Annotated in this window: 18 protein-coding genes and 1 tRNA gene; 10 read left to right on the top strand and 9 right to left on the bottom strand. The window is 52.2% G+C overall.

The annotated features are described in order from the left end of the window. Nucleotides 1-68 precede the first annotated feature (68 nt). The 5 genes from lysA to priA all read left to right on the top strand — a co-directional run bounded on the left by lysA (nucleotide 69) and on the right by priA (nucleotide 6,289). A complete protein-coding gene (lysA, locus tag V5T57_RS19080) occupies nucleotides 69-1,325 on the top strand; it encodes a diaminopimelate decarboxylase (protein ID WP_332892857.1) in 1,257 nt (418 codons plus the stop codon). 5 nt (nucleotides 1,326-1,330) lie between these two features. Beyond that, nucleotides 1,331-2,158, top strand: a complete 828-nt coding sequence (dapF, locus tag V5T57_RS19075; RefSeq protein ID WP_332892856.1) for a diaminopimelate epimerase — start codon at nucleotides 1,331-1,333, stop codon at nucleotides 2,156-2,158. Nucleotides 2,159-2,416: 258 nt separating this feature from the next. Next, complete coding sequence (locus tag V5T57_RS19070; protein ID WP_332892855.1) at nucleotides 2,417-3,523, top strand: DegT/DnrJ/EryC1/StrS family aminotransferase; 1,107 nt, start codon at nucleotides 2,417-2,419, stop codon at nucleotides 3,521-3,523. A gap of 80 nt (nucleotides 3,524-3,603) precedes the next feature. After that, nucleotides 3,604-4,002 carry a GFA family protein gene (locus V5T57_RS19065; RefSeq protein WP_332892854.1) on the top strand — a complete coding sequence of 133 codons (399 nt, stop codon included), beginning with the start codon at nucleotides 3,604-3,606 and terminating at the stop codon, nucleotides 4,000-4,002. Nucleotides 4,003-4,072: 70 nt separating this feature from the next. Then, nucleotides 4,073-6,289 carry a replication restart helicase PriA gene (gene priA, locus V5T57_RS19060; protein ID WP_332892853.1) on the top strand — a complete coding sequence of 739 codons (2,217 nt, stop codon included), beginning with the start codon at nucleotides 4,073-4,075 and terminating at the stop codon, nucleotides 6,287-6,289. Nucleotides 6,290-6,384: 95 nt separating this feature from the next. Here the strand turns inward: priA and hemL are convergent, their stop codons facing one another. Further along, complete coding sequence (gene hemL, locus V5T57_RS19055) at nucleotides 6,385-7,665, bottom strand: glutamate-1-semialdehyde 2,1-aminomutase (RefSeq protein WP_332892852.1); 1,281 nt, start codon at nucleotides 7,663-7,665, stop codon at nucleotides 6,385-6,387. 604 nt (nucleotides 7,666-8,269) lie between these two features. Here hemL and V5T57_RS19050 point away from each other — a divergent pair. Continuing rightward, nucleotides 8,270-8,554 carry an integration host factor subunit alpha gene (locus V5T57_RS19050; protein ID WP_442918244.1) on the top strand — a complete coding sequence of 95 codons (285 nt, stop codon included), beginning with the start codon at nucleotides 8,270-8,272 and terminating at the stop codon, nucleotides 8,552-8,554. 83 nt (nucleotides 8,555-8,637) lie between these two features. Here V5T57_RS19050 and V5T57_RS19045 read toward each other — a convergent pair whose 3' ends face one another. The 4 genes from V5T57_RS19045 to V5T57_RS19030 all read right to left on the bottom strand — a co-directional run bounded on the left by V5T57_RS19045 (nucleotide 8,638) and on the right by V5T57_RS19030 (nucleotide 10,581). Beyond that, nucleotides 8,638-8,931, bottom strand: a complete 294-nt coding sequence (locus V5T57_RS19045) for a hypothetical protein (protein ID WP_332892850.1) — start codon at nucleotides 8,929-8,931, stop codon at nucleotides 8,638-8,640. Nucleotides 8,932-9,159: 228 nt separating this feature from the next. Beyond that, nucleotides 9,160-9,393 (bottom strand): hypothetical protein, encoded by a 234-nt coding sequence (locus tag V5T57_RS19040; RefSeq protein WP_332892849.1) that lies wholly within the window; start codon nucleotides 9,391-9,393, stop codon nucleotides 9,160-9,162. A 322-nt stretch (nucleotides 9,394-9,715) separates the two neighbouring features. Further along, nucleotides 9,716-10,309 carry a shikimate kinase gene (locus V5T57_RS19035; RefSeq protein WP_332892848.1) on the bottom strand — a complete coding sequence of 198 codons (594 nt, stop codon included), beginning with the start codon at nucleotides 10,307-10,309 and terminating at the stop codon, nucleotides 9,716-9,718. Then, nucleotides 10,306-10,581 carry a hypothetical protein gene (locus tag V5T57_RS19030; RefSeq protein ID WP_332892847.1) on the bottom strand — a complete coding sequence of 92 codons (276 nt, stop codon included), beginning with the start codon at nucleotides 10,579-10,581 and terminating at the stop codon, nucleotides 10,306-10,308. Before V5T57_RS19030 ends, V5T57_RS19035 begins: the two co-directional genes overlap by 4 nt. 356 nt (nucleotides 10,582-10,937) lie before the next feature. Here V5T57_RS19030 and V5T57_RS19025 point away from each other — a divergent pair, with 356 nt between their 5' ends. The 3 genes from V5T57_RS19025 to V5T57_RS19015 all read left to right on the top strand — a co-directional run bounded on the left by V5T57_RS19025 (nucleotide 10,938) and on the right by V5T57_RS19015 (nucleotide 13,530). Further along, the gene (locus V5T57_RS19025) at nucleotides 10,938-11,594 is read left to right on the top strand and encodes a hypothetical protein (protein WP_332892846.1); all 657 of its coding nucleotides are present in this window, start codon (nucleotides 10,938-10,940) and stop codon (nucleotides 11,592-11,594) included. A gap of 66 nt (nucleotides 11,595-11,660) precedes the next feature. Further along, a tRNA-Gly gene (locus V5T57_RS19020) sits at nucleotides 11,661-11,734 on the top strand. A gap of 92 nt (nucleotides 11,735-11,826) precedes the next feature. Continuing rightward, nucleotides 11,827-13,530, top strand: a complete 1,704-nt coding sequence (locus V5T57_RS19015) for a DUF6538 domain-containing protein (protein WP_332892845.1) — start codon at nucleotides 11,827-11,829, stop codon at nucleotides 13,528-13,530. A gap of 532 nt (nucleotides 13,531-14,062) precedes the next feature. Here the strand turns inward: V5T57_RS19015 and V5T57_RS19010 are convergent. The 4 genes from V5T57_RS19010 to V5T57_RS18995 form a co-directional block, all read right to left on the bottom strand. Further along, on the bottom strand, nucleotides 14,063-14,392 hold the full coding sequence (locus V5T57_RS19010; RefSeq protein WP_332892844.1) for a PilZ domain-containing protein: 330 nt from the start codon (nucleotides 14,390-14,392) through the stop codon (nucleotides 14,063-14,065). A 269-nt stretch (nucleotides 14,393-14,661) separates the two neighbouring features. Then, nucleotides 14,662-15,105 carry a hypothetical protein gene (locus tag V5T57_RS19005; RefSeq protein ID WP_332892843.1) on the bottom strand — a complete coding sequence of 148 codons (444 nt, stop codon included), beginning with the start codon at nucleotides 15,103-15,105 and terminating at the stop codon, nucleotides 14,662-14,664. A gap of 436 nt (nucleotides 15,106-15,541) precedes the next feature. After that, nucleotides 15,542-16,021: a hypothetical protein gene (locus V5T57_RS19000; RefSeq protein ID WP_332892842.1), complete on the bottom strand. Its 480-nt coding sequence runs from the start codon at nucleotides 16,019-16,021 to the stop codon at nucleotides 15,542-15,544. A 779-nt stretch (nucleotides 16,022-16,800) separates the two neighbouring features. After that, nucleotides 16,801-18,726: a DEAD/DEAH box helicase family protein gene (locus tag V5T57_RS18995; protein WP_332892841.1), complete on the bottom strand. Its 1,926-nt coding sequence runs from the start codon at nucleotides 18,724-18,726 to the stop codon at nucleotides 16,801-16,803. A gap of 554 nt (nucleotides 18,727-19,280) precedes the next feature. On the opposite strand from V5T57_RS18995, the gene V5T57_RS18990 reads away from it, so the two are divergent. Beyond that, the gene (locus V5T57_RS18990; RefSeq protein ID WP_332892840.1) at nucleotides 19,281-19,421 is read left to right on the top strand and encodes a hypothetical protein; all 141 of its coding nucleotides are present in this window, start codon (nucleotides 19,281-19,283) and stop codon (nucleotides 19,419-19,421) included. The last annotated feature ends 5 nt before the right edge of the window (nucleotides 19,422-19,426 follow it).

The raw sequence follows: 19,426 nt of genomic DNA, 5'->3' as shown, positions 1-19,426 counted from the left end.
TTCCCTGTTCAAAAGATCATTCCGTCGCTACAATCGGGCGGCGTTTAACCCATAGTGGGCTTTAGGTTATGGATTATTTTCACTATCAGGATGACCAGCTTTTCTGTGAAGAGGTAGACCTGGAAGAGGTTGCCCGTTCAGTGGGTACCCCTTTTTACTGCTACTCCGAGCGCACCCTGTTACACCATCTTAAGGTGTTTCAGCAGGCCTTTGCGGGGAGTGATAGCCTGATCTGTTATTCGGTCAAGGCCAACAGTAATCTGGCCGTTCTTCATGCATTGGCCAAGCAGGGGGCTGGTTTTGATATTGTCTCCGGTGGTGAGCTGGAGCGGGTGCAGCGGGTGGGTTGTCCTGGTGAGCGTATTGTATTTTCCGGTGTGGGTAAGAGCCATGCGGAGATCCAGGCGGCGCTGAGCTATGGTGTTCGCATGTTTAATGTGGAGTCCATACCCGAACTACAGCGCATTCAAGAGGTGGCTTTGGCCATGGATGTGGCAGCACCGGTGACCCTGCGTATTAACCCGGATGTCGACCCTAAGACCCACCCTTACATCTCAACAGGGCTTAAGCGCAACAAGTTTGGTATCCCCTTTGAGGAAGCTGTCGCGGCTTACCAACAAGCGCAGGATATGAGTCATGTGGAGGTGGTGGGGCTGGATTGTCATATCGGTTCCCAGCTGACCGAGCTCTCCCCTTTTGTGGATGCCCTAAAGCGGGTGATGGTGCTGATCCATGCGTTGAAAGATCATGGCATAGAGATTCGCAATCTGGATCTTGGGGGGGGGTTGGGTATTCCCTATGAGGATGGTGAGGCTCCACCCAGCCCAGCAGATCTGGCAACCGCTTTGCTGAAGCAGTTAGATGGTATGCCTGTGACGGTTATCCTGGAGCCTGGACGGGCGATTGCGGGCAATGCTGGGGTGCTGGTAACCCGTGTGGAGTATGTTAAAAAAGGGGAAGAGCGCCACTTTGTCATTACCGATGCCGGGATGAATGATCTACTGCGTCCCGCCATTTACGATGCATACCATGGGGTGATCCCCGTGCAACGTAAATTTGACCGGGAAGAGCAGGTGGTGGATGTGGTAGGCCCCATTTGTGAAACTGGTGACTTTTTTGCCAGGGATCGCTATTTGACAGAGGTCTACCAGGATGAGCTGCTTGCGGTACGCTCAGCTGGGGCCTATGGTTTTGTCATGAGCAGTAACTACAATACACGTCCCCGTGTGGCTGAGGTAATGGTCCGCGGTGATCAGTTTGCTGTGGTACGTAAACGTGAGACGGTGGATCAGCTGCTGGCCAATGAATCATTTTTTGAGGATTGAGTGCCGTGGCTGAACGCTTTGTAAAAATGCATGGTTTGGGTAACGATTTTGTGGTGCTGGATCACATGGATACCCCCCGTGAGCTGACGGCTCAGGAGGCTGCGTTCTGGGCGGATCGCCGTCATGGGGTTGGGTGTGATCAGGTGGTACAGTTACTACCCAGTGAGGGGGGGGTGGATGCACAAATGCGTATCTATAACCCCGATGGTTCCCAGGCTGAGATGTGTGGAAATGCCATGCGCTGTGTGGGGCTTTACCTGCGTGAGCATCGGCAGATGGCCTCCGAGTTAGCGGTAGAGACCCTGGCTGGTGTTATCCGCCCCTGTGTGAACTCCCAAGCTGCGATTACGGTGGATATGGGGCGCCCCCATTGGCAGGGCCGTACCATTCCGGTGGATCGGGATGATGAAATGGTGGCTGTGGATGTGGTGGTGGGTGGAGCCACATACACGATGACGGCCCTTTCCATGGGTAACCCCCATACGGTAGTGCGTGTGGCGGATGTTGAACATTTTGATCTGGCCACCATCGGTCCCCAGGTGGAGCATCATGCACTGTTTCCCAACCGCATAAATTTTGAGGTGGTTCAGGTCTTAAGCCGGGACCGGATCCGTATGCGGGTGTGGGAGCGTGGGGCAGGTATTACGCCCGCCTGTGGCACAGGTGCGTGTGCGGCTGCGGTCGCCTGTATGCGCCAAGGTTGGGTGGATCGTGAGTGTACGGTGGTTCTGGATGGGGGAGAACTACAGATCACCTGGCTGGAGAGTGACCGAGTGATGATGACTGGGCCTGCCACGGAGGTTTTCCGGGGTGAACTGGTGGTCGAGCTGTAGTTTTTTTGAGTATTTTGGAGGTCAGGATGACCACCATAGGTGGTCCGTTGTTCGTTAAAACAGGTCTGTGCTGGTGTGGAACAGTCATAGATGATGTGAGCAGCTGACACGGTGGTTGAAGTGAGTGGGGAATTGGGAATCTGCAATGGTTCCATCTGTAGTATGGATGGGTGTGGATCTTCTCATGTGGTTGATATCGGGCTTACTTTAAAAGCTCATCTTCTTAACAAACTTTTACGCCATGTTGGAGCCGGTTCCATGCAGTTTATTGACCTGAAGACCCAGTATCACGCCTATCAGGCAGAGATCGATGCCGCCATGAAGGATGTGGTGGAGACGGTGCGCTTTATCAATGGTCCCTGGATTGGTGACCTGGAGCGGGATCTTGCCGCATTTGTGGGTGCCAAGCATGGGATTGGCGTCTCTTCGGGTACCGATGCCCTGTTGGCCTTACTTATGGCCTGGGATATTGGCCCTGGGGATGAGGTGATCACCACAGCCTTTACCTTTATCGCCACCGCAGAGGTGATTGGTATGGTTGGGGCCAAGCCTGTTTTTGTGGATGTGGAGCCCGATACCTTTAACATTGACCCGGTTAAGGTTGAAGCGGCCATTACACCCAACACCAAGCTTATTCTACCGGTCTCCCTGTATGGCCAGTGTGCCGATTATGATGTGCTGAATGCCATTGGTGAGAAGCATGGCATTCCTGTTCTGGAAGATGCCTGCCAATCTCTGGGTGCCAGCTACCGCGGTAAGCGCTCCTGTGCTTTGACGGATGCCTCTGCCGTCTCCTTTTTCCCGGCTAAGCCGTTGGGCTGTTTTGGGGATGGGGGTATGGTCTTTACCGATAATGATGATCTGGCTAAGAAGGTTCGTCAGGTTAAAGATCATGGCCAGTCGGTACGTTACCAGCACGCCTTTTTGGGGATTAATGGTCGTTTGGACTCCATACAAGCCGCTGTTCTGGGGGCCAAACTTCCCCACTTCCAAGATGAGATTGATGCCCGTCAGCGCATTGCGCACCGCTATATTGATGGTCTAAAGGATCATGTGCAGACACCGGTGATCCGAGAGGGCAACATCAGTGTCTTTGCCCAGTTCACGGTGCGGGTGGCCAACCGTGATGCCGTACAGCAGACGCTGCGTGATAATGGGGTGCCCACAGCGGTGCACTACCCCATTCCTCTGCCTTTTCAGCCGGTCTTTAAGGAGATCCGTGCCAAAAATGGTGAGCCTGACCCCTCCTTCCCTGTTGCCGAGCAGGCTGCTGCAGAGGTGATGAGTCTGCCGATGCATCCCTTCCTGAGTGAAGCGGATCAGGACATAGTGATTGAGAACCTGATTAAAGCGGTTAAAGCTTAAGCCTGTTGGATGAGACCCCCAGGCTTTGAGGAAGCATTGATGTTTCCTTAAAGCCTGGGTTTTTCCTAAAGGGTAGGGATATGGCGATGACCGGGCGCTGTTTTTGTGGGGCGGTAAGCTACCGTATTGATGGTACCGTTTTTGACGCCCGGTCCTGCCACTGTTCACGGTGTCGAAAAGCGTTTAGTGCGCAAGCTTCGGCGTATGCCTTGGTCCAACCTGACCAGTTCTCTTGGACCTCGGGCGAGGATCTGCTCACCACCTATGTGGGGGCCCATGGCGCTGGCAAGCAGTTTTGCCGCGTCTGCGGTTCTATGTTGTGTGGGGTTGTTGCTGGTCAGATCCACGGGGTGGCCTTAGGCTGCCTGGATGAGGATGCAGAGATTGAGCTCCAGCGGCACATTTATGTGGGATCTAAAGCCCAGTGGGAAACCATTGGTGAAGGGGTGCCCCAGTATGATGAGGCACCACCCGAATAAAAGGCCCCAGTTTATAGGCTATAACCGGTCCTGACACCCTTCTTGTAAACCGCACCCCATGGGAGTATCCATGTACGCCCTGGTCGCACTCACCGGCGCACGCGACGCCTCCTTTTCTTACAAAATTCCTGCTGAACTGGCGGAGATCTGCCATCCTGGGCATCTGGTTTTGGTGCCTGTTGGGCGATCCTTGCGTACCGGTATGGTGTGGGCCCGCAGTACCGAACCCCAATGGAATAAAGGTGAGCTCAAAGAGGTTGAAGAGGTTCTGACCGACGAATCTCTGTTGGATGAGGAGTTGCGCCAACTGTTGGATTGGATGATCCGCTATTACCATCAGCCTGCTGGTGCGGTCATTACAGCAGCCCTGCCTGGGCATTTACGTTACGACCGTAAACAGCGCATCCATTGGAATAGCGATGCTGATGTGGACCAACTGTCCACAGAGCCAGAACCGCTACAAGCCATCTGTACCTCCCTACGCAAACGTAAAAATGGCCTGACAGAAGAGACCCTTGAGCGTCACCATGGCCGCAGAGGCCTGAGCCGCCGTTTAAAGCAGTTGGAGCTTGGGGGGTATATCACCACTGAACAGAACTGGAACGCCCGCCACCGTGCCGTTGAGGCGGAGGAAGCGGCGGTTAAAGAGACCATGCAGGCCGCCCCAGAGTTAACCTGGGAGCAGCAGGAGAGTGTGCAGGCGTTGGAGGCAGCGCTGCGTGGCCACACTTTTACGCCATTTTTGCTGGAAGGGGTGACAGGCTCCGGGAAGACAGAGGTCTACTTTCGAGCGGTTGAACAGTGTTTGGCTCAGGGTCGGCAAGCGCTCTTGCTGGTTCCGGAAATTGCGTTGACACCTCAGCTTATCCAACGTTATGAGGTGCGGTTTCATGAAAACCTGGCGGTTTTTCACTCGGAGCTGACCTCAGCCCGTCGTTACCGGGATTGGCACCGGGCCAAGACTGGAGAGGCCAGAGTGGTGATTGGTGCTCGGAGCGCGTTGTTTGCGCCTTTTAAAGATTTAGGTCTGATCGTGGTGGATGAGGAGCACGAGGGCTCCTATAAGCAGGAGGAGGGGGTGCCCTATAATGCCCGTGATATGGCCGTGGTACGGGCACGTCTGAATAAAGCGACGTTGGTACTGGGGAGTGCCACACCCTCTATGGAGACCCTGCATAATGCCCAGCAGGGAAAATACCACCATTTAAGACTGACGGAGCGGGCCACCGGTGTTGCCATGCCGCCGGTAGAGGTGATCAACCTTTCCGACAAAAAAACCATGGAAGGGCTGCCGTTTGGTACCTTGCTCAGCCACCCTTTGCGGGATGCCATGGCGGGGGTGTTGGCGGCGGGCAAACAGTCCTTGTTGTTTCTTAACAGGCGGGGGTTTGCGCCAGCTATTCTCTGTAATCTATGCGGTATAACGGTCAGTTGCCCCAACTGTTCGGTGGCGCTGACCCTACATAAAAAAGAGTCTAAACTGGTTTGCCACTACTGTGATCATGTGCAGGGGGTGCCGGATCTATGCCCCAGCTGTCATCAGATTGGGTTGGTAAAATTTGGTCCAGGCACTGAACGGTTGCAACTGGAAGTGGAGAACTGTTTTCCCGAAGCTAGGGTCGCACGATTGGATCGGGACTCTGTGGCCAAGGTGGGGGCCATGCAGGAGATCCTCACTCAGTTTCGGGATGGGGAGATTGATATTCTTGTCGGGACCCAAATGGTGGCTAAGGGGCACCACTTCCCCCGGTTAACCCTGGTGGGCGTTGTGTTGGCGGAAACAACCTTGTCGATGCCAGATTTCCGCGCTGCAGAGCGGACGTTTCAGCTTATTACCCAGGTTGCAGGGCGGGCGGGGCGGGAAGAGGAGGTTGGGCGGGTCTATGTACAGACCTTTGATCCTGGCCACTATGCGGTCGAGGCGGCGCAGAACCATGACAGTGACCGCTTTGCCGATGCCGAGTTTGGTTTTCGCCATCTGGTTGGGTATCCCCCTTTTAAGCGGATGGCGGTCTTGCGTTTTTCGACCCCTAATCTACAAGAAGGGGGGGCGTTCATCACCGAGCTAAGACGTTTGATCCCGGCTCAGGAGGGGGTGATGGTTTTAGGGCCTGCGCCTGCTCCCCTGTTTAAGCTGCGTAACCGTTTTCGTTGGCAGTTGATGATTAAGGCTGACTCCGTGCAAGGGGTGCATACCATGGTGAAACATCTGCGACATATCGCCCAACCCATGGCCGGCCGTAAGATCCGCATTGATGTAGATATGGACCCCTATGCCTTTGTTTAAGCGTATGTTGGGATAAATGGATGATCTGAACACAAAAAAGCCAGGGTGATCGATTCGATTACCCTGGCTTTTTTGGTGCAATGGGTGGCGGTGCTTTACAGTGTTTTGGCCACCTTACGTGCGATCTCAATGGTTTGATCGATGATCGCTTCATCGTGGGCAATGGAGACAAAGCCAGCCTCATAGCCGCTGGGGGCGAAGTAGACACCCTCATTCAGCATACCGTGGAACCAATCCTTGAAGCGGTCATGGTTGGTATGGGTGGCATCCACCACGTTCATCACCTCATCTGCTTCGGTAAAGAACAGGCCAAACATAGAGCCTACATGGTAGCTGACATGGGGAATACCCGCTTCATCCAGTACTTTGCCAATACCATCGGTCAAGCGTTGGGTGCGGCTGGTAAGGGTCTGGTAAAAACCGGGCTCACTAATGGCTTCTAGGGTAGCCAAGCCAGCGGCTGTAGCCAGAGGATTACCTGACAGCGTACCAGCCTGATACACTGGGCCTGCAGGTGAGATCTGGTTCATCAGCTCAGCTTTACCACCGTAGGCACCGACGGGCAGTCCCCCCCCGATTACCTTACCCAGACAGGTCAGATCAGGTTTGATGTCGTAAAGGCCTTGGGCACAGCTTAGATCCACACGGAAACCGGTCATCACCTCATCAAAAATCAGCACGGTGCCATATTTGGTGCAGATGTCCCGTAAACCTTGTAGAAAGCCGGGCTTAGCCAGAACACAGCCCATGTTACCCGCAACAGGCTCCACGATAACCGCAGCGATCCCTTCAGGATGCTGGGCAAAGCAGGCCTCAACCGCAGCCATGTCGTTAAAGGGTACGGTCAAGGTATCCTTGGCCGTACCACGGGTCACACCTGGGGAGGAGGGGGTGCCAAAGGTCGCAGCACCGGAACCGGCTGCAACCAACAGGCTGTCCGCATGGCCATGGTAACACCCATCAAACTTTAAGATGGCATCACGACCTGTTGCCGCACGGGCTAAGCGCAGGGCGCTCATGGTAGCCTCGGTACCAGAGTTGACCAGTCGGACCATCTCAATAGATGGGACCAGTTCAATGACCTTCTCAGCCAGTAAAATTTCACTCTGGGTGGGAGCGCCATAGGAGCAGCCATTGGCCGCAGCACGTTGTACTGCAGCGACCACTTTTTGGGGGGCATGACCCAAAATCATGGGGCCCCAGGAACCGACATAGTCGATGTAGGTTTTTCCATCTTCATCGGTAACCGTGGCACCAGAGGCCTCACGGATAAAGCGGGGGAAACCACCGACCGATTTAAACGCCCGTACTGGACTGTTAACCCCTCCGGGAATCAACCCAGCTGCCTGTTGGAATAGGCTTTCGGAACGACTCATTGTGCCTCCTCAATTGGTCCATCTATAGGGTGCAGATGATCATGTCTATGCGGCCCAAACTACCACACCCCGTCATATCAATGCAAAACGAGAAAAATACCAATCATTTTCATTTGTTTATATAGGTGCTGTGACAAAAGGTAACGGTTGGCTGGTATTGTTGGGTCAGGTGTGCTATACAGCGTGGCTTACAGATAAAAAAACTCCAAATTCAAAAAAAAAGATCCTGATTAGGACTTGAAAATAGACATATTGTTCAGGTTGATTACCAGTTTGATGATATGGTGGTTGTGTTTGTATGTTGTTGTAATAGTGCTTTATTTTGTGTTATTGGTGGATTTGAGTTTTTAAAGATTTAGTGCTGTTATGTAATGGATATATGACTGGAACACGTTGGTATAAAAAGCCTTTTTCCCGTGATAAAGCGATGGGAAAGCGGTATAATGGGCGTCAGCAACTTACAGAGTGTTCCGTTTGGTGGTTAACTTTCGGTACATTCCGTTACTTAGTATGCTAAGGTTGCTTTTTCTTTTGAACCTTTGCCGAGCTGGACGGTCGATAGGTGAACTCAATAAAAAAACCACGGGGAGATTTTACTGTGACCATGACCAAAGCGGATATCGTGCAGACAGTGTATCAACGGCTTGGACTTTCTAAAAAAGAGTCGGCTGACATTGTGGAATCGGTTTTCGAACTCATTCGTAACCAACTGGAAAGTGGTGATCCGGTTAAGATTTCCGGATTTGGTAATTTCACCATGCGGGAGAAGAACCCCCGTCAGGGTCGTAACCCCAAAACTGGTGAAGAGGTGGAGATTTCTGCCCGTCGTGTGGTGACCTTCAAAGCCAGCCAGATCCTGCTAAACAGGGTGAATAACGGTAAGGGCTAAAACAGACTGTTGATTGCCCGGCATTATACCGTGGACATAAAAAAAACCGGCCAACTAGGCCGGTTTTTTTGTTATATCAACAACTAGGCGTATAGGGTGCCTAATCGAAGTGAAATCATGCTCTGCTCCAGTGCTTCACGCTCAATACGGGCGTTCCAGCTACCAGGCATATTGTCTAACGTATCCTCTACCAAGTCATCAATCGCATCGGTAACGCGTGCGGTATTGGATGACAGGGTAATATGGTCCCTGTTCACTCCGGTCCCCCCATCCTGTCGGGTATCCGACGTTGGGTTGGCTCGGTGTTGAGGTGGCGCTGCGGGACGGCTTAAACGGTTGTAGACCCGGGCGCCATGAAGATCAATTGCATTGGTCATGGCCCTTTCCCCATTTCCCGTCGAGAGACCGCTTGGGTAACCCCGTAGTGGGGTTGTTGGCATACAAGTAGCCTCTCCGGTTACTTGCTATTTATATATCTTATCGGCCTATCAACGCATGTTTATGAGGAGAAAATGCCACAGGGCCACCTTTTTGCGTTAAAAAAGCGTCAAAGTCCCCACATAGTTTTGGAGTGTAAGGGCTTAGCCGTCACTGGATGTATGGGGTCAGTGTCCAGACTGGGCGTAACTGATCAAGGTATAGCTACCAGGTGCTGGCATATAGCCAGAGCCTACGGCCATACTACCCATAAGGCTGGTGATCATGCCTAAGCTCAGTAAAAGAGCCAGCATATTGTCACGTACCACGCGCTTTAGGTAACCACGGGGCAGGCGTGATTTTTGGGTACGGATCCGTGCGACCATCTGATCCAGGGTTTTTTTAAGGGTTAACTGTTCCATGTCGACCTCCTGATCAAAGAATACCCGGCATCTCTATACGGTGTACCGAAGGGTACATAGGGTTATGGTTATCCCGTATCCATGCTGGTTTGACCTCTTAAGGGTCAAACGGTGGTATCTATTGGAAGATATAACAAGGATCGTGCCAGACGCGGATATGTCGTGCCGCTTGGTAACGAGGCGGTTGCCAAAAATAGGTTGGACCTTGAACTCACCATAGGGGAAGAAACTTGGTGAGGATGAGGCAGTCAATCACTACAGAGGGGTGATCTTACCCACAGCGTTGAACCGGAGCTGTGACAAACCCAACCAAGCCGGTGCATTAGTCAAGATCTGGACCGCGACGCATGACCAGGCTGCGCCATGCAGAGTCTGAAGTGCGTTCCATCAGTTCTTCCGCCAGTGTTTTACGTTTTTTACTATCGATATCAATGACGAGGTCAGCGGCTTGTTCATAAAACGGTAGCCGACGTTCCATGAGCTCTTTGAGAGATTGGGAGGCATCCAATTCAGGACGGTTAGGGTCTTCTGCCATGGATTTGGTCATGGCCTTCTGGACCAGTCGATCAATATCCCCTTTGAGCCAAACAACCATGCCACTGCGTTTTAGGGCACCTACTTTGCGGCTGCTGTAGATCTCATGACCATTGGTATCTAGATCCACAATAACTCCGCCACCACAGTCAATAATGACGGATTTCATACGGGCTGCTTTACGCACAACCTGATATTCAAGGTCCCGGAAATCGTGCCAGCCACGCGCTGAGTGTTTTACAATCTCGTCAATACTTTGCCCCTCTTGCTCATAGCTAATGAGGGTATCGGTCGACAGGACGGTACGTTTGGTTAAGACCGACAAACGTCGGGAGAGGTTGGATTTGCCTGAACCACGCATACCGATAAGACAGATGTTCATGGTGCTTCCTTCGCTTGGATCTGTCCTGTTAGATAGCGCACCACCTGGGTGACCAGAAGAAGGGGTGGGGTCCCGTGCAGAAAGAGATCAAAAATATCCATGGGCTTGACCAAGGTTCCGGCCATGAGCATTTTTATTTTCTCAACCAAGTGCGGTTCTGGTGCGGCAGGAAAGGGCGCCATACCAAGCATAACGGCAGCCATAATTAAAACAGGCCAGCCCAGTTCATCGAGAAAACGCCACAGGAAAAACGGCTTTTCAGCTTTTTGCATGGGGAGCGATATCCATAGTTTGGGAGATGAAGGTTGAACTTTTTCGGTGCCAGGATACTCTTTTCCTACCATGATGCAAACCACATCCCCACAATGTTAAACCGCCGACCGACAGAAGAACAACATTTCTGTGCGCTTTAGCGTCGGTTAGCCGGATGCAGGGTGGATTATTTTGCACATTTAAGTGGGGTGTATGTTAGGTATAACCAGCTTTGGCAGCCATAGACCACCCTGCATAGGGCATAGACCTATCTGTCTCTAAGGTCGCGTGATACAACCGACAAATCTGATATGCTTTTGGTCTGCAACACAAGATCCACGGTGTGTTGATGGACTTTACATGGAAAGGAAGACCCATGAAAGATCGCTTACCAGCCGATCCTTTTGAACGTATTCAAGCCGGTCTGAAGGTCAGCCTTGAAACACCGGTTATGTCCGGGCAGATGGCGATGCCTGATGTACAGCGGGAAGATCCAGATAATATCCGTCCTTTGGAGGAGGAGTGGCAAGCTGCACGTAAACGGGTTGAAGAGTGTAATGCCAAACGAGACTGGATGGGGGTGCTCAATATCCTATTGGAGATGAGCAACAATGACCGCCACCCTGAGGCTTATCTGGCCCGTCTGCAGGCTGCTTGGTTAGTGGTTAAGCTGCCTGAGGCCCCTGTGACCTATGTGGTGATTGTTCTCTACAATTTGTTGGCTTCCCTGGAGGCGGGCCATCCGGCAGCTGGTCCGTTGGCAGCACTGGCTAACCTGATGGCATTACACCGTACACCGGATCATCCCGACCGTGAATTGGCCCAAATGCAAGCCCAGCAAATGTGGGATATGGCAGCCCATAACTTGGGTATTGCACCGGGTTCTCATTTTGAATCGTGGATGGAGCGTAATGGTTTGAATGACCCGAACGCTTTTGTTCCTCGGATTATGGGCATGCTGGAGAAAATGGAGAACCGTGACTGGTGGATTGATCGGGATGCTGTTCAGGAAGATATGATGCGTGAAGGGTAAGGGTATTTTATCCACTGGGGCATATTGACACCGCGTGAGGAATCGGACATAGTGTCTTTCTTCGACGCGGGTGTCGTCTAATGGTAGGGCCTAAGCTTCCCAAGCTTATGACGGGAGTTCGATTCTCCTCACCCGCTCCATCTTTTTTTACTCCCTTGCAGTATCAAAAAGATACGACAAGTCAGTTACTTCCAAGTTGCCCAGGGCTACCGCCTTGGGCTACATTGGGGGTATGGAAGACATGTCAACAGACCGCTACCTGAAGCGTCATGGCACCGGATGGAAGTTCCAGCTGCGTGTGCCCAAAGACCTTCGCTCCGCGTATAGCACCGCTCATATCACCCGTCCCATCAAGGCAAAAGAGCTTCTCCATGCCCGTAGGGAGCGGAACATTGTTCTGGGGGAGATAGAGAAAGAGTTTGCATCTAAGCGGAAGGCCCTCCGTGGTGAGCACGACACCCTGACCCAAGACCAGATCAAGCACCTTGCCGCCCAGTGGTACCGCCAGTTCCTTGAAGAGGACGATGAAGAGCGCGTGCAGGGGCTGGATGACACTGGGTACCGAAAGGCTCAAGAGTCCATCGACACTGTAGAAGCTGGTGGTGGTAGGTCTCTGGCCATGGGTGACACCTCCGTGGTTGAGTTCGAGGTGCAAGACATGCTGGAGTCGCAAGGCTTCAACGTCCCTCCTGATACCGACTCTTTCCGTAAGCTGGCCTACGCCTTCCTACAAGCCCAGAAGAAAGCCATGGGAGCCCTACAGCAGCGCCAACAGGGTGAAGTGGTTGAGACTCCTCCAGCTTTGCCTAGCGGGAGCCTTGTAGCGCCTTCCGTTGGTATTGCCTCAGGTATGCCCCTCTCCGAAGTCCTAGCCAAGTGGTTAGAAGCCCACAGTGAACACGCAGCACGTACCAAGCTGGAGCCTCATACAGCAGTGAGTCGCTTCATTGATGTTTTAGGTGACTTGCCGGTTGCCTCCATTACTAAGCCCCACATCCGACAGTTTGTGCAGGCATTGAAGCAACTGCCCCCAAATGCTCCTAAGCGATACCCTGGGCTGACCGTACCAAAGATCATTGAGCGTTTGCAGGGGCCAGAGGGAGAGGGTGTCCCCCGCCTCCAGCCTCGCACAATCAACAAGGACATAGACACCATCCACAAGCTGCTCAAGTGGGCTGACTCTGTAGGTTATCTGGATGATGTACCTGGGTGGGTCAACCCGGTAGTAGATGGGCTTCGCGTTAAGGTGTCGAAGAGCCGTGGCCAGAGTCGTAAGTCCTATGAAGTTGATGACCTCAACAGGATCTTCCTCTCACCTTTTTTCACGGAGGGTAGGCGTGACCTGGGTGGTAAGGGTGAGGCACAATTCTGGTTGCCTCTCTTGGCCCTGTTCACGGGTGCCCGTCTGGAAGAGCTTGGGCAGTTGTACCTTTCTGACGTCAAAGAAGAAGCAGGGACCTTCTACATCGACATCAACGCTCACGGGCCGGACAAACATCTGAAGAATGCAGTCTCTGCCCGGTGTGTGCCTATCCATAGCCAGCTTCTAGGCATGGGGTTCTTGTCTTATGTGGAGCGAATGCGAGCGGATTCAGAAACCAGAGTGTTCCCTTTAGTGGTGTCAGCAGGTAGCCGCCAGCAAACAGCCAGTTTTTCTCAGTGGTGGGGACGCTATAGCCGTAGTGATGATGTGGGCATAGCAGGCAGGGATAAGACGTTCCACTCGTTCCGACATACCTTCATCACTGCTGGTAAGAGCTACCGAATTCCAAAGGCCCATAGGGATGCCCTCACTGGCCATGCAGATGGTTCGGTTTCAGAAGAATACGGAGACGACATGAAGACCCTGGTGGAAGTGTTGGCAGAGGATGTGGAGAAGGTCAACTACCCAGGATTGGACCTGTCCCACCTGCACACCGCCGATGACATGCCGTAATGGGCAGAAAAGGTGTTTCACGTAATATAGGCTGTGTGGGCAAAACTGCGATGTTTGCTGTACCAGTGCCCGAAGATTTCGCGAGAGAGAGAGAGACCCGAGGGGGGAGCGTGAGAGAAAGATCAGTCCAGATCTGGGCCTATCCCTACCCGTGATGCCTACCTCTTCTTTTTCCTTTTCCGTACCCCGTCATATCTCGAAGGATGTGGTTGCTTGGCCAGCTTCCCTTCAGCTTCTCTTTCACGCTTGTACTGGTGGATTTCCTCAAGATGATCCTGGACCAGATCCCTGCACGCCTTCTCCAGCGCCCTACCAATGTGCCTTAAGACTTGCCCTCTGGGTCTGGGGTACTTATGCATCTCCTGAACCTTGGTGATGCTGCGTTGACCATGGTAGAAATCCTCGCGCACGACATGGAAAGAAACCACACGGGTTCTGTGGTGAAAAGTTTGCTGTTTGTCGTGTCAGAGTCCACAGATAGCAGGATAGAGAGGGAGAGACTGGTTTAGGAGTTGTGGTTGAAAGTGGCAGGTTAAGCTACTTTCCCCGGCTTTGATTTCTTCAGCTGTGATATTAAGCCAGCAGGGCACTGTTGGACAAATTTTACAGCAATACCTGTATCAGTAATCCGCGCAATTTCACATGGCATAGCTGCACAGTCTCCAATATGAAGCATGTGGAGAAGCCCAAATGTCCCCTCTTCAAACATCTTGGGGGAGAAGTTAGTTTCGATGAAGGCACCAGACTCGCTGACATCTTGCGTTCTGCCAGTCAGGCCTTTTTTAGAATCAAACTCTACAAGAACACGAGTTGCGAAGCTGATTCGTGGAGCAATTCGAGCATCTTTAACCTGCATATCCATTGATATCCCCCCCTTTACGACACCACCCTGTAATATTATGACATTATTGCACTCAAAAGTTCCATACAATATGGGTAGAGGTCTTTTGCTGAGAACATCCACGTTCCCACCGTTTATGTGTTCCTACAGCCATTCGGCAGCCTACCTTTACAGCTTGTATCTACTTGAACTCTTTGGTGCTGGTAGCTGGTTGAGGTTCGTCTTTGATAACCATTCAAACTGAACACAACCCCGCTAACTGCTCCCAGGCCTGTACACAAAGAAAGTACCTATTTTCCTCCTTTCCCTGACCAGCGCTTCATAGCCCCTGCCAGCCCATCACACTTTTCAGAAGCCTTTTCTCGCCTCTTTTGAAGTGCAGGCAACACGCTCATCTTATACCGCGTCCGCTTCATGCACCTCTCCGAGCAGTGCTCAAGCCCACCATACGTGACAGCCTTGCGTTCTTCCTCTGTTCCATCAAGATCGACACTTGTTGGTAGCGGGGTGAATCTACGCTCACATGAGGGGCATGGAATCTCTATGAACTGGGCTCTCTTCCAATATTTCTGTAGGACTTCCTGCAATTTTTTCTCTGCTGGCTGGAGAGATCTTTTAAGTGATTTCCGTGGTAGGTCCGGGTCTTCCTTAATTTTGTTATTGGCGGTGGCCAGCAGATCAGAGATTTCCAACAATAGAGTATGTTCAGCTTTGTGACGCTTACTACCGGGCATTAGCTTAGCCCTCCTGTGTCTTTGATTTTTGATGATGACGGTAGTGTTGGGTTGTTAGGGGGATCTTGTCTTTTGTTCATTCATAATGGCGGTAGCAGTGTGTATTTCCTCGTTGAGAGTCCCTGTAGTTTAGGGCTCTTTAAGTTTCTCTAAGGCCAACCTATGCCTACCTACCAGAGCAGGTGGCTAAGGGTTGGGATTGTGGATATTAGAGAGGCCCTACCTCTAATGATCTGGAAGCAGAGCCATGGGTTGTGTGAAAGTTTTCTACGTTCAGCCCAGCCAGCACACGCAGAGAGGCCCTCACCAGCTATAGATCTGGCAGGGTCGCGTGAATGTCGTTCATCTGGGGGAGGACTAGCGTGGTAGATGGTGTTCGTGAAGTGGTGGTCTAGCGGGACTGTTCGATCTGGAGGTGGTGTCGAATGGCTGTTGGTTAGGAGGCTGCCTCCAGCATCACAGCTTTACATCGCTGGGCTGTCTCTTCTACCTGCTCCAGCACCTTCACGATCAGTCCGTGGTAAGCATTCGCGATGTTCTCGTACAGATAGCCTGTAACCTTCGGGCAGATATCTCCTGGCTTCTTGTAGCCCTCAACCCCTAGCTGACATGGTAGGGACCTGAAAGCACGGACCACTTGGTACTGGAAGCCTTGGCTGTCAGCGAATCGTTCTGGCTGGTAATGACGGAGGATGAAGACACCTGCAACAGCGCTGATATAGTCGAGAGGGTCCACTGCGTTGATGACCTCTCCGAACTCACGGAACGCTTTGTTCTGTTCTAGGGTTACCCCGTGCTTTTTCTTGGGATCAGTAATAGGAGCCTTCAGCACGCGTTCACACCACTGCACGGCTGACTTGTGCGTGTAGGCCAGCAGCTTACTCAGATCACCAGAGATGTCGTTTACAAGGATCACTTCCCTGACCGTCTGTTGATGGGGACTAAGAACACGCGAACGTATAGCTGATTGTTCTGGATGACCGTTACGATATTTCCTGATCCGGTGAGCGTGGCAGAGTGGGGTCTTGGTTGTCTCCAGGGGTTTCGTGCAGCCTGGAACAGAGCATTGGTTGACTGACTCTCGCTGAAGGATAGATGCAGCAAGGGTGTGTTGATTAGTCTGGGTATGGTGGCTACTCATGATTGATTGTTGTTCCTGTATGTTGTTGATGGTGGTGTTGATGCCCTGATTCAGGCACAGCTGATCGATGGAGACTCGTGCTAAGAGAGACGGAGAGACTCCATGGGTTAGTGGCTGGTTCAGAGACTGTCTTTACGGTTTAGAATCCTGGTGTGAGTGGGGGGATCACCACGGGGTTGCAGGATGGTTGAGTAAAGAGGGGCTGAGGATGGTGAGTTCCTACAGCTCTCTTTTCCTTTGTGGTGTATAGGGTTACGCGTAAATAGTGCCAGATATCCCAATAGATTCTATTGCCTTAAGTGGCACTAATATTTCAGAACCCCATGATTAAGAAGAGGTTTTCACTGACTGCTTAGCTATTGGGGGTCATGGAGCTGGGATGAAAGATGTACGCGGGGGTGGACAATCCCTACTGCTTATCCTTACCAAGCATCTTGTCCAGTTGATGGATCCAAGGTTTTCCCTTGTGGTGTATAGAGTTACGAGAATTACACCCCGGATATCCCAATAAATACTATTGCCTTAACCGGGGTATAATCTGTGGATGTCTATGATTATGCTGGGTTTCTTTTGGATAGGTACCAGCGTAGTCGTTTGCCTCGTTTGACTGACTGGAACTTCACACCGTTTCCCATGGTAGTTTGGTACAGCTCAGATCCTTCATCTTTAAGCTTGGTAACCAGACGCTCCCATGCAGTCTGCGATATCCCCAGCTCCTTCTTAACAGCTGAAGCCGAAACCTTGCCCGGAAGCATCCCGCGACAGTAGGAGACCAGTGCTTCATCATAATTGCCTTTACGGTGTTTCCTCTTCAGATCCTGATATTCCCAGTCCTCCACTTTGATCCCAGGCATCTCAGCGACAACCCCAGCCAAGATCTGATCAGCCTTATCGCCCTTGGGTAGAAGGATGTAGATGTCGCACGGGTCACAGTTCCCTTCAACATCAACGACTCTACGCGACCTGATACGATTAGTGGCCTGAACCACCGATGACACCACATGGCCATTGTCCATCTCTTTGCGTATATCCTGATAGTCTCTGTACTGCCGGTAACCATTCTGACCTTTAGAAGAAAACCACTCCTTGGATTGCAACCCTCGGAAAGCCATAAACGCGTTAGGTGCCCATGTAGGCTCACGGAAGGGGAGACCGAAGATCACGGCTGTATCGAAGTCCTGCCAATCATTACGACCATCCAGAGCCCCCCAGTGCCCTACATCGAACCGGTTGAAAGGGCTGTGTTCCCGGTACAGCTTCAGATGGGGCTCAACTCCGTAGTGGCAGACTGTGAATACCTTACGATCTGCTGGAAGGTTTTCTGCAAGGTTACTGAAGAGCCGGTTAGCGTTCTCGTTGGCGTTCTTGACCATGGAGACCTTGCCTACAGCATGGCCCGTGGATACGTGCAGGGTTACGTTCTGGTAGTTCCTAGCGGGTTCTGTGGGGACCTTCTCCGCTTTGCTGAAGATGTCGTAGATGCGGTTTGATGAAGCAGTGGCATCCATGATTACTGCCGATTGAATCGAGTCCGGGACGATGAGCCGAGCAGTGTTGATGGTGTGCTGGCCAAGGTGCGTTGCGTACCAGTTCCAGTTACCCAGAGCTGCCTGGATTCCTTTCAGAGTGTCATCCATCTGATTCAGTAGCGCAGCATTCAACTCAGCATCTGTCCTGCCCAGTATTAACCTGTCCAGCTTCTCCTTCTTCAATGCCGCACGTAGCGGTGTTAGATCCCAATCACTAGGCGGTTTTATATGGCCTTTCCACAGAGGACGTTCAGCATGCTCACCACCTGCCTTGGTGTCTTTCATGTCATTTAGAACATCCCGGACACACTCAATGGCCTCCATCTGGCAAGGGAATAAATCAGCTAGCTTGTACGGGATTTGCCCAAGGATCTGCTGCACTTTGTCCAGGTTGATCTGCGACTCCTCCAAGATATCCAGCGCCTCATCAATCACCACCAACTTCCTGCCCTCCAGCCCCCAGCTATGGTAATTCTGCCAGCTCGAAGCCTCCGCCTCCTCTCTCGATACCGCATCCATGCCAATCTCGTAGGCACGGTGGGTGATGACCAGTACGGGATGTTCCATCAGTGTGTTTGCTGGTACGCGGTTATCTGTATGGTAGGCCAGAGCGGCTCCTTCAGCCCCTGACAGCCTGTTGATGGTGGCTGCAATCTCATCTGCCTGCACCTTCATGCGGGTGACGATAAGCACGCCGGGGAAATCCTCCTCTTCGTGCTGCTTGTGGAGCATCGAGCAGTAGACGCACAGCCCCTGCGTCTTGCCGCTGCCAGTCTCGGACTTGATGACTTTCCACGGGGTAGAGCTGGGTTTGCCGTGGTTGATGAGCTGGTTGTTGAAGGTGGACGCGAAGGTACGCCAAGTTGATTGCAGGCGTGGACCTGGAGCATTGCCCAGGCTGGTCCAGTGGTCAGTCATAGTGGTTACGAACTTCTCGGGTTCAACGGTCATAGCCGCTCCTCCTCATGTGTTGTGGTTTCAGGTTGCCCAGCTATCGGGCATGGTTAACTGCTACGCTCCAGATGAGCGCAGTGGATATAAAAAGACCCTCCGCTGGTGTTATCCAACGAGGGCCGTGGAGCATGGTGTTCAGGTGTCTGTTAGAGGTGTGCGTGTGGCTAACGCGAAAAAACTGACGGGAAGAGACGTGAAGCCGTAATCAATAATCTTTACTCAGTCCCTCTATACGGTAGACAAATTCCAGATCATTGTTTTTAAAGCACTTATTTGTCTGTCATCCTGCCTGTCTCTGGAATAACACTAACTAGTTGAATTTTAAACGCATTAAGCGGGCTGTGGTGCATATCCCATCATCCACCCCCTATCACGTCCTGTACCTCGTACTTACTCCTAATCCAACATTGACCCTCCACCCGCCCCCAGCCAATGTTCCATAGCGGGTAGTCTGTGCACTTAGTATCGCGGCATCTCCACGGCTTCTCAGAGAACGCTTCGTCAGATCCTCCTCTACTGCGATGTAGGTACGTGCCGCCGATGAACGGGAGTTGGATGAAGAGGTAGTCCCTGCTGTACGAGAAGATGGCAAAGTAGTCCCCGATGGCGATCCCTTTGGGGGTGCTTCTGGCGCTAATGTTGATCAGCATGGCGTTGAGTTCTCCTGGCTGTGGGTCTGTGGATTGGTTTAACCAGA

This window comes from Magnetococcus sp. PR-3 (genome assembly GCF_036689865.1).
GTDB lineage: Bacteria > Pseudomonadota > Magnetococcia > Magnetococcales > Magnetococcaceae > Magnetococcus.
Note: the sequence above shows the minus strand (reverse complement) of the source record. Positions and strands in the feature narration are given on the sequence as shown.